This is a genomic window from Legionella nagasakiensis, from assembly GCF_900639915.1.
Lineage (GTDB): Bacteria > Pseudomonadota > Gammaproteobacteria > Legionellales > Legionellaceae > Legionella_A > Legionella_A nagasakiensis.
Genome location: NZ_CAAAID010000018.1, coordinates 38,837 through 45,650, shown reverse-complemented (window position 1 = coordinate 45,650; position 6,814 = coordinate 38,837). Strand labels below are relative to the sequence as shown.

Genomic DNA, 6,814 nt, shown 5'->3' with positions numbered 1-6,814 from the left:
CGCTCTTACTTTGACAATGACTACAACGGGCTAATCGGTTATAGCTTACATCTAATATTAATGGTTGATATCCGCTCACTTTTACTATGGAAAATCCAGGTAAATTTAGGATAAGATTGTACTTCGGCACTTTAATCTCCTTTTGATCGCTAAATCAAGGACTTAGTTTATACTAACTCGATTAAAGTGCCCCCTTAATTGGTGTAGAGCCTTAAATTTGCAGCCTCCAATAAATTGCTCAACTCAGCCTGAGAATAATGAGTAGTAATCCTGCCAGAACGATGCCCCAACAGATCCTGTCTATCCTCATAACTTACACCGGCTGCTCGAAGTCTTCTTCCAAAAGTATGTTTTAAATCATGAACTCTCAGATCACTGAGATTTGCTTTTTTACGCGCATTTCGCCAAGCAGTGTTGTTCATGCGTGTAATTGGCTTTCCATTGTAAGAAAACACAAACTCAGAATGAATACCTCTAACCTCCTCAATGACTGCTTTAGCTTCATCATTAAGGATAACCAGTCGATCTTCCCCATTTTTTACCAGTTGTCTTAATTCACCATCCCTATTAATATGGCTAGGGATAATGAAAACGCTCGTATTTAAACTTGGAACACGTTTTTCCCATTCCCAACGTAATTGACATACTTCTTGCTCTCGGCATCCTGTATTAACTTTAAAACGTGCCATTTGATTTAAATGAACTGGCAACGCTTCTAAGAACCTTGATTGCTCTGACCAAGATAAAGGAAATGGTGCTCGTGCATCTTTAACTGGCAATAATTTAATCTTAGGAGCAACCAGAAGCCACGTTAAACTATTCTCATCAATCCACTCAGTTGCTGCAACGTTTAAAATATGCCGAACTAACTCTAGTGTATTATTAATTGATTTCGTTTTAAGTTTCGCTTCCTGTTTTGCTTTTATAAATGATTGCAACGTTCCTATATGTACTTGCTCCAAGGTCAAATCACCAATAAACGGGCAAATAGACTTTAGGAGTATTGCATCGGTATCAATGCTGGCCTTATGTTGATTTTCATTTAAAAATCGCACCGCAGCTTCTTTAAAACTGCGTTTTGGCCTTACTCCATAAATCGTTGCCTGTCTAATCTCTTCGATCCGCCTGGCTAAGTATTGCTCCGCTTCCTGGAGCGACTTTGTGCCAGTGCTTTCTCGAATGCGATGTCCAAGGACTTGCTTTTCGATATGCCAAACTTGGCCTCTTTTAAATAGTCCTGTTGTTTGTTTACGTCCCATGGCTTTGTACTCCTTTGCTCTTTGCCGCCTGGACGCCCACTACACTGCTTATATTGATCTACCCAAGCATCCAGGTCAAGTCGATCAAACGCTACGCCTTGTTTGCCTATAGGAATTTCTATAAGATTAGGTCTTACGAAAGTATTAAATCGATTTCTGTCCATGCCAATATACTTGGGGACATCTTTCAAACGAATAAGTCGAGGTAGTAAAGCGATAGTAGACATATTAAAAACCAAAAAACACGATTTGTTGTTTTATTTAAACATATCGTGTTTTTTGGTTCAATTGTTTTTCTTTAATTTTTTGAAAAATAATTTATTTAGAACACCTGCTATTCATCATTGTCCCACTGTAATGCAAACTCGTGTAACTTATTTTGCAATACAGCTTTACTAATTAATTTGGTTTCATACTCTGCAATTAACGTTGGAGAAGCATGTCTATTCATCGCATATTGAACAACCTCCTCATCCTTCGTTTTGCAAATTAATATACCAATCGTTGGATTTTCATGTGCTTTTTTTATGTTTTTATCCAATACTTCTAAATAAAATTGTAATTGTCCTAAATGCGAAGGACTAAATTCGATGCACTTTAATTCTATTGCAATCATACAGTTAAGCGCGCGATGAAAAAGCAATAAATCCACACGAAAATCTTTCATTCCTACTTGCAAAGGGTATTCCTCTCCCATCAAACTAAAATCTGGACCAAGTTCAAGTAGAAATTTTTTTAGGTTTGCGACCAAGGCTCGTCTTAAATCTTTTTCTTTGTGATCATCAGGTAAATTTAAAAACTCAAAAACATAACTGTCTTTAAACCTCCCCTTGCTATCAGGTAATTCTGTCAGCACTGCTGACAGTTTTTGATCGGCAAGCACTGTTCTTTCAAATGTTCCGACGTTTATTAACCTTGAGAAATCGCGCTCAGAGTAATGATGTTTGGCAGCTAAACGCAGATAAAACTCTTTTTCTTCCATAGACTTTGTTTTAGACAAAATGTGCAAATGATTTGTCCACGTAATTTCTGTCAGCACTGCCGACAGTTCTGTATTCTCATGATAAGTCTCATAAAATTGCTTCATTCTCCATATATTACGCGCTGAAAACCCCTTAATTGTTGGTAGCTCTATTGATATATAGTCCGCTAGCTCTTCTACAATACCCTTGCCCCAACCATCATGTGTTATCTTATTAGATACATACTGTCCGATAGACCAATACAACTGAATAAGAGTCTTATTGACTTGTTGCCAAACCCTGGATTTAGCCTCAGTAATCATTTGATGCACTTTAGCAAAATCTGACTGATTATTTCCTTTTAATTCTTTGGCCACTTATAAATTCCTAAAAATTATTAAATTGATATACTTAACACGTCGGTTGGATGAGAGAACAAACTACCCTCACAAACCACTTTCGCACCATGTTTTTCATATAATCGATTTAAACTAGGCTTTAGCGTATCTAGCAAAATCAAATCCGAACCTACCGCTGTGGCTAATCGTTTTGCTTCTTCAATAATCTGTTTACCAAATCCTAGTCCTCGATAATTTTTATCTACATAAACATACATTAGTTCACGTGCACTTAATCCACGCGAGTTAGGAAATTCATGCTCTAATAGAGCAAACATCGCTACAGGCTGTCCTGCATAAGTACCAATGTAGAGATCACGCCTCAGCGTATGCATCACGCCCTCGCGATATTCAACTCCTTTGTTTCGTATATATCCCCATTCATCTTCAGCCCATTTGGCTGCGAGGGGAATATACTCCATACAATCACTTAATCGTGTAAAAGTAAGTCTATGTTTTGATAAAGCGGAACTAAACAACATCACAAACACCTCATTTTTAATAAGCTAAAGCAGATTCCAAACGCATCAATTTTCTTCGACCTTGTTCACAAATCATTATGGAACCTAATCCTACGATTGCCCCAAACATATAATACCAGGCTGGCGAAATAAAATTACTTGTTGTATTCACCAACCACATCATCACTACAGGTGTTGTACCACCAAACAATGAAATACCTACATTAAAAGCGACCCCAAACCCACTATAACGATATTGATGAGGAAATAGAGAAACCATATATGCGTTGAGTGGCGCATAAGTAATGGCAATCAAAATAGACATGAAAACTAATCCTAGTGCAATCAAAACAACATTCCCAGTGGCAAGTAGGAAAAAAATGGGAATACTTAAAAGTAACATAGCAACCATACCCAATCGAATTACTTTTAATAACCCTATTCTGCCTGCTAACAAAGCAATAAATGGTTCAAGTGTGGCATCAACTGCTAAAGCTATGGTGATAATTAATGTAGCTAAACCAAGTGAAATATGAAAATAGCTATGCAGGTATGTGGCTGTAAATACATAGGTTCCAAAAGTCATTATACTGACTAACCATGCTATCCCTATAATACCAACTACTGCCAAAGGCGCTTCTTTTAGCGCAGCTAGAAATGGCAGGCGTCGTTTATCATGTTGAACAATATTTTCATATTCAGGTGTTTCAGCAACATGGGTTCGTAAATAAAAAATCAAAATGCCAGCAATCAAAGCCAATCCAAAACCGATTCGCCATCCCCAGTCTGGCATAAATGAGGCCGTAAAGAATGAAGCAGCTAAGCCTGCTAGTATCAAACCAGTGCTGTAAGCCGAACTGGTTAAACAACCATACAATGCTTTTTTCTCAGTCTTAGCATGCTCAACAAGAAAAATAGCGGATCCAGTAAATTCGCTACTTGCGACAAAACCTTGAATTATCCTCAACAAAGTAATAAGAAGAGGCGCTGTAATTCCAATATATTGGTAAGAAGGAACAATACTGATCATAGCTGTAGGGATCGCCATTGCTAAAATACTAAGAGTTAAAGCACGCTTCCTGCCGAACTGATCACCAATATAGCCAAAAAAAAGTGAACCTATTGGCGCTAATAAATAACCAACAGCAAATACTCCAAAAGCACTTAAAAGCGAAGCAAATTGATTGTCATTAGGAAAATAAGTTGCTGCAATAATTGGAGCGAAATATCCAAAAAGTGCAAAGTCATACCATTGTAATGCCGTGCCAGAAACTCCAGCGAATAATGCTTTACTCGAAGAGGATATGTTCATTAGCAACTCCTATGCTCATCAAGTTATTAATACCAATTTGGTCACATTTAAAAATTTGCCAGTCTAATAAAGCGACCCCACCAATTTTTTTATAAAAATGCCTGGCTTCTCGATTATTTCGAGATACCCACCACTCTATTCTTGAACAGTTATGAGCTGCTGCTTTACACGCAACATACTTGAATAAAGCACACCCAATCCCTTGACGCCGATATGGAGGAGAAACATATAAATTCTCAATATAAATCCCCTGCGTTACATTGACACAAATATTATTTTGAGTGTAATTGAACATCACTAAACCACAAATTTTTTCTTCCACCAAAGCAACACCAATGAAATGGTTAGGCTGATTACAAAAAAGAAGTTCACCAAGCTGTGATTCGGTTATTTTAATTTTATCCAGAATGTTCTCATATTTTGCCAGCTCCAGAATTATTGTATAAATTTGACTCAAATACTCAGATTTTGCTTGAATTATTGCCACCATAGGATATCTTAATAACGGTTGTAAATAATGTGATCATAACTATGAAGGATATAGTACTCATTCCCGGAGCATTGGCAACCCCTAAGCTTTGGTATCAGCAAGAGATATTTTTTCAGAGAAGCAGGCGACTTCATTATGTTGATGTGCTCAATAGCGATTCTATTGTGGAAATGGCTCATCGCTTTACCTCAATCGCCCCTAAAAAATTTACTTTAATTGGTTTTTCGATGGGGGGCTATGTTGCCCTCGAGTTATATCGTCATATCCCCAATAAAATTGAAAAACTCATCCTAATTAATTCCGCTGCAAAATTAGTGTCAGAAAAGGGACAATTAGAACGCGAGCGTTCTCTCGATTTAATGAACAAAGGGAAGTTTGATTTCTTAATCAAGCTTATCTTTAAAAACTCAATTTATGATAAAGAAAAGCACAACGTTCTATTACCCGTGGCACAAGAAATGGCTCAGGAAGTAGGGGTTGAGAATTATAAAAATCAATTGAATGCTATTCTCAATAAACCAGATCATTCATCATTATTATCATCAATTGAATGCCCAACACTATTAATTGCGAGCGAGCAAGATCACGTTATGCCTATTGAACGATCGGAGCATATGGCGAAAAACATCAAGCGTTCGGAATTAATTTATATTGAAGAATGTGGTCATATGGCCATGTTAGAACAACCAGACAAAATTAACAAAATATTGGTTGATTGGTTGTAAGTAGTATCGATGTTAGGGATGTATCAATGCATAGCGTCAATGAAGATGGAACTATTTGTGTTAACTTAAATGACTACAATGAACTGTCTGATTCTATTCGATTCCGTGCAAAAATTGATTACCTAATTGAAAAGCTTAACTGCCCCAAAGAAATTCCTAATTTTTCTATTTCAATATTTTTTCATGGTGGTCAACGATATTATATTTCTAATCTTTACCTATGGGCAATCCCTTATCGAACCGAAGGTTTATATCGTGGAGACGTTGATCATGATCGCACTCTTTATAATGGGAAAGAATTTTTTATCCAGCGCGATATAAAATATGATGCGATGCAAATTCCTATTATTCAAATACTCGAATCACGTTACAGTCTAAGCACCACTTTTGCTATGGTGAGGCAATGTGAAGAATGTGATTTTATTATCGAAGCCTACCATTCTGAAAAAGTAGAGGATCCCAAAAAACTCTACTATCAAGTACGCGATAATTTTGAACAGTTTATATGCCTTTTTTTTGATGCGATGCTGCCAGAAATAGTAACAGCCATACCCAACCAAAAATGGTTAGCTATATTCAACGATAGTGAGTTTAGAAAAAATGTAATCATGCGCAAAGCAGTCAAAAAAACCCTGGCACAGCTCACTCCAAGAGAATTACAATGTTTAAGCTTAATTTCCAAAGGAATGACGATTAAAAAAATATCCGAATATCTTCATCTATCAAGCGAAACAGTGAATACCCATGCCAAATCCATCCGAACTAAAATGAGCTGCGTTAATATTACCGAAGCGGTATCAAAAGCATTTCGTTTAGGCCTATTATCTTAAAATACCCAAATTTGGGGATAGGATATTTTGCCAAACATTTTATACTCCACCATGTTGTCATAATATTTACACGGAGTTGTAACATGGGATGTATTATAGAATTTAACAACGGCCTTCGATTTGATTTTATTCAAAATAAATGTAAACAAAAACTATGGATTGACGTTTTATTGCGATCTAGTAAAGCTAATATTGAGCATTTAGCACATATCCTTGATTTACCAATTGAAACGGTAATCAAGGTACATCAAGGAAACCTTTATCTTGAGGAAGAATCCGCCGAACGTTTGGGACAATTATTCCTGGTAACATTTGGAACTTAAGAAGCAGACCGAGCTATAATAACAGCTCTTTAAGAATAATCAACGTCTATTTTT

8 protein-coding genes and 1 pseudogene are annotated in these 6,814 nt (G+C 36.7%); 3 read left to right on the top strand and 6 right to left on the bottom strand.

Annotation, left to right across the window (positions count from 1 at the left end; all coding sequences use genetic code 11):
- The 6 genes and pseudogenes from E1O52_RS13500 to E1O52_RS12230 all read right to left on the bottom strand — a co-directional run.
- Window positions 1–130, bottom strand: a pseudogene (locus E1O52_RS13500) (ISL3 family transposase); the annotation flags it as partial.
- Between the two features lie 64 nt (window positions 131–194).
- The gene (locus E1O52_RS12255; RefSeq protein ID WP_133128951.1) at window positions 195–1,259 is read right to left on the bottom strand and encodes a tyrosine-type recombinase/integrase; all 1,065 of its coding nucleotides are present in this window, start codon (window positions 1,257–1,259) and stop codon (window positions 195–197) included.
- A 334-nt stretch (window positions 1,260–1,593) separates the two neighbouring features.
- Complete coding sequence (locus E1O52_RS12245; RefSeq protein WP_014326936.1) at window positions 1,594–2,598, bottom strand: PDDEXK nuclease domain-containing protein; 1,005 nt, start codon at window positions 2,596–2,598, stop codon at window positions 1,594–1,596.
- A gap of 20 nt (window positions 2,599–2,618) precedes the next feature.
- Entirely contained in the window at window positions 2,619–3,104 is a 486-nt protein-coding gene (locus E1O52_RS12240) for a GNAT family N-acetyltransferase (RefSeq protein WP_027220144.1), read from the bottom strand.
- 13 nt (window positions 3,105–3,117) lie between these two features.
- Window positions 3,118–4,392 carry an MFS transporter gene (locus E1O52_RS12235; RefSeq protein ID WP_016356949.1) on the bottom strand — a complete coding sequence of 425 codons (1,275 nt, stop codon included), beginning with the start codon at window positions 4,390–4,392 and terminating at the stop codon, window positions 3,118–3,120.
- Window positions 4,370–4,882, bottom strand: a complete 513-nt coding sequence (locus E1O52_RS12230) for a GNAT family N-acetyltransferase (protein WP_014326939.1) — start codon at window positions 4,880–4,882, stop codon at window positions 4,370–4,372. Before E1O52_RS12230 ends, E1O52_RS12235 begins: the two co-directional genes overlap by 23 nt.
- Window positions 4,883–4,923: 41 nt before the next feature.
- Between E1O52_RS12230 and E1O52_RS12225 the strand changes: the two genes are divergently transcribed.
- The 3 genes from E1O52_RS12225 to E1O52_RS12215 all read left to right on the top strand — a co-directional run bounded on the left by E1O52_RS12225 (window position 4,924) and on the right by E1O52_RS12215 (window position 6,760).
- Window positions 4,924–5,607 carry an alpha/beta fold hydrolase gene (locus E1O52_RS12225; RefSeq protein ID WP_016356950.1) on the top strand — a complete coding sequence of 228 codons (684 nt, stop codon included), beginning with the start codon at window positions 4,924–4,926 and terminating at the stop codon, window positions 5,605–5,607.
- 26 nt (window positions 5,608–5,633) lie between these two features.
- Window positions 5,634–6,437, top strand: a complete 804-nt coding sequence (locus E1O52_RS12220; RefSeq protein WP_016356951.1) for a helix-turn-helix transcriptional regulator — start codon at window positions 5,634–5,636, stop codon at window positions 6,435–6,437.
- An 83-nt stretch (window positions 6,438–6,520) separates the two neighbouring features.
- Window positions 6,521–6,760 (top strand): hypothetical protein, encoded by a 240-nt coding sequence (locus tag E1O52_RS12215; protein WP_027220146.1) that lies wholly within the window; start codon window positions 6,521–6,523, stop codon window positions 6,758–6,760.
- Window positions 6,761–6,814: the final 54 nt, after the last annotated feature.

Coding starts and splice junctions, on each gene's coding strand:
- E1O52_RS12215 (WP_027220146.1), top strand. CDS start 6,521: ATGGGATGTATTATAGAATTTAACAACGGCCTTCGATTTGATTTTATT.
- E1O52_RS12225 (WP_016356950.1), top strand. CDS start 4,924: ATGAAGGATATAGTACTCATTCCCGGAGCATTGGCAACCCCTAAGCTT.
- E1O52_RS12255 (WP_133128951.1), bottom strand. CDS start 1,259: ATGGGACGTAAACAAACAACAGGACTATTTAAAAGAGGCCAAGTTTGG.
- E1O52_RS12220 (WP_016356951.1), top strand. CDS start 5,634: ATGCATAGCGTCAATGAAGATGGAACTATTTGTGTTAACTTAAATGAC.
- E1O52_RS12235 (WP_016356949.1), bottom strand. CDS start 4,392: ATGAACATATCCTCTTCGAGTAAAGCATTATTCGCTGGAGTTTCTGGC.
- E1O52_RS12230 (WP_014326939.1), bottom strand. CDS start 4,882: ATGGTGGCAATAATTCAAGCAAAATCTGAGTATTTGAGTCAAATTTAT.